Raw genomic sequence first — 3,149 nt, forward strand, 5'->3', positions numbered from 1 at the left:
AGATAACCACCCGCGTAATCTCCACACGTAGGTTTGACGGCGCGGTGTATACGGTATTGGCATTTGCATCAGCCGCTGTATACTGAGCTAGTAGACTTCCTGAGACGTTTTGGTTCATGGTTCAATTAATCCTACTAACCGCTAATCTCGCATTCATAGGAATTATGCTTGCCACCCTGTTTGCAATGAAAACTTACGGCTGGGTGGCCATAATCTCGCTTGGCCTGCTTTCCGCGTCCGCACATATTGCGTACCGCCTCAAAACAGGCCATTGGTGCGCCTAAAGCTCCGTACCTAACAGGCCGCCAATCGTCCCTGCCGCATAAGGCAGTGGGCTTGCTATAGCGGGCCTAGGTGTGCGTGAAGCCTCACCGATAAGCCCTTGCAGCACCTGCTGCTGCATAGCTGGGTCGCGGGTCATTAGTGGAGTGGCTATGGTTTCTCTCAATCTCTCGCTAGGCAACTGGAAACGTCCGCTAATGTTGCGGGCCAATCCTGCCGCCGCCTGCCCAAGGTTTCCGCGTGAAATATCCGCAACAATGCCCGGATCGAGTTTCATGTCCATCATCTCGGCCTCAATTCGCGCAGTTGGTGAGCCGCCTCGTATCTTGTTGGCTGTCTCTTGGAACTTGGCCTCTCGCTGCAAGGCGGATACAAATTCCTCATATGCTTCGTCATCCGGCACAACAGCGCGGAGTTTGCCTGTGCGCTCCAGCTTCTCTATCACTGCGCGAGGGTTCTGATTCTCAAGAATCTTGTCCCGCATGGCGCGCATAGCGCCGGAGCGGAAGAAGGCTTTCTCCGAATCCGACATTGATTCCAAGGTCTCTGCCAAAACTTCAGAGTCCTCGCGCATGAATTGCCGCCCTTCCCTCAGAGCGATTTCGTTTCGTTTCGGGCCTGCAAAAACTGATCGCGCATCTCGATAATCTGGGTTTAGATCATCCAAAACCTTAACCAATTCGCGCTTAGTCCCAACAGCACGCCGAGCGTCGGCGTTCAGTTTCCCCGTCACGGGGTCAGTGCCAGAATCTATAACATCATCAAGCCCTTTCTTTATATCATCCCAAGCCCGCATGTCTGGAACACCATCAATTATGGGTTTGCCATCCACATTGCGGACAACCACGGGAAGCTCCCTACCTTCCTCCGCTGCATTCAGCCTTGCCTGCTCTATTGCTTTCGCGATAGACGGCCTTCGAGCGAGGTCTTTTAGCTCGCCGGAGAACGGTATAAATTTCTGGTATGCTTTATCGTAGGCAGGGGACGCCAGTTCGCTCATCTGCTGCTCAAGCCCGCGCAATTCGCCGTAGAAGTTTTCTTCCTTGCCGAATGCCGTTTGCAGTGCGTCGGTAATACGCCCTCTCGCGCCTTGTGACCGTTCGCGGTAGAGCGCGTCCGCGATGGTGCGGGCCTCCCCAGGCTGCGCGGCAGCACCGCGAGTTAGGCCCATCAGGTTCTGGCCAATATCCGCTAGTGTTGCATCAGGCCCAAGCCGATTAAGCTCCGCAAGCGCCATTTCTGGAGTCAGCTTATCGCGCCCCAAGGCTTCCAGTATCTTGCGTTGTGCAATGCTCTGCACATTCTTCTCTCGGGGCAATGCCTCAGACGCTTTCTGTGCGATTTTTTGCACGCCCTTACCCACAAGCGGGAAAAGTGAGCCAAATACAGCGCCGCCTGCCGCTCCCATACCCACATCTTCGGCAAGCTCTCGCGTGCCGAATTCTTCACCAGAGTAGCCCGCGCCTGCTGTGCCGCCAACCGCTGCGCCAGTAGCTGTCAAGCCCCCCAAGCGGCGCAAAGCAGACTGCCCCGCTGAACGTGTCGCAGCAGCCGGAATGGCCGCCAATGATCCTCCAGCCGTAAATGGTGCCGCAGCTATAGCGGGGAGAACGGCCCCGCCCACATCGCCAAGGAAGGTTGTTACAGGGTATTGCTCGCCTGCGCGCTGTTGGTATTCGCGCATTGACTCCTTAAGCTCTGGGCTGAAAAGCCCGGCAAGCTCATCGGAAAACCCAAGGGTTAACCCTTGACCAACAGATGAGGCCAATGCGCCGAGTTGGGAAACAGGCTCAGCTTGCGGAGCCGAGGGCAGATCGCCGAAGTCTTCCGCCGTGGCCAGCCCCCCAGCTATCGCCTTAGCCTTGATTTGCTCTTTTGTGGTGCCTTCGGGGACACCCTCAATCACTTTCCCATTAGGGAGAGTTACATTCATGGCAATTCATCCCATCGAACAGTGCCGCCAGATGGCGCTGCACCTTGCGGAACAGTTTTGTATTTAGCCAGCTCGCTTCTCAAGTATTGGGCCGTTCCTATGTCGCCCCTGATCTCGGCGTCTTGAATCGCCCGCTCAACTTTAGGTATCGCTGTATCAATGACACGTTGCAGCAGCCGCTTGTTGGTTTCGGTGTTCCGACCGATGCCCGCCTCAATGTCAGCCAGTCGCTTGCCTTCCTCGGCTGTGAACGCCGCGCCGAAGGTTTCTTTCAATTGAGAAAGCACGTTTTTAGATAACAGATAGGTCAATTCGCCTTCGTCTGCCGATTCGATGCCAAATAACTGCTTGGCCTTTAGGCTTGCTGCGGCAGCCCCGCCAGTTTCAACCTCATCCAGCAGGCTAAGCGCAGCAGTGGCCGGGCCTAGAGAGCGCACAGCAATGCCGCCCATTTGAATCCGCTCTGTGCGCTGACCCTCTATGTCCTTCCCAGCTTCTTTTGCTCCTGCGGACTCGCCCTGGAATTTCATAACTTTCGAAGCAAACTCCGGATCACTCGCCATGCGCTCCTCAAGCGTCCCGGCGTAGCGATTCAAAACAGATGGGTCTTTCGCGCCACCTTGGATAAATTTAGTCCATGATTCAGTTGTGTAGTCACGCGGGTTGTAAGTGCCAATACCGCCGCCTGACGCCTGCTTACCCAACATCGTCATTGCTTGGCTCTCAAGGCCCGTTCCAATGAACGGCTGGAGCTGAGGCATGGTTTCGCCCAACTGAGACAAAGCCGCCTGCCTGCGCTCCCTCTCCGCCTGCTCGCGCTGCTGCGCCTCAAGCTGGGTTTTGTACTGAGCGCCTTGCATCAAGCCCTGCATGGCATCCCTTGCGCCCGTGCCGCTCCTAGAGCCAAGCAAGGCCATGCCAGCGTGAAATAACG

Annotated in this window: 2 protein-coding genes; both read right to left on the reverse strand. The window is 56.0% G+C overall.

Annotated features, from left to right (window positions below; all coding sequences use genetic code 11):
- Positions 1-280: 280 nt before the first annotated feature.
- On the reverse strand, positions 281-2,215 hold the full coding sequence (locus ABYP33_RS18130) for a hypothetical protein (protein ID WP_372809439.1): 1,935 nt from the start codon (positions 2,213-2,215) through the stop codon (positions 281-283).
- Positions 2,212-3,149 (reverse strand): hypothetical protein (locus ABYP33_RS18135; RefSeq protein WP_373092649.1); only part of this gene is annotated, 938 nt, incomplete at its 5' end. The genes ABYP33_RS18130 and ABYP33_RS18135, both read right to left, overlap by 4 nt.

It is taken from the genome of Zhongshania sp. (genome assembly GCF_041584495.1).
Taxonomy (GTDB): domain Bacteria; phylum Pseudomonadota; class Gammaproteobacteria; order Pseudomonadales; family Spongiibacteraceae; genus Spongiibacter.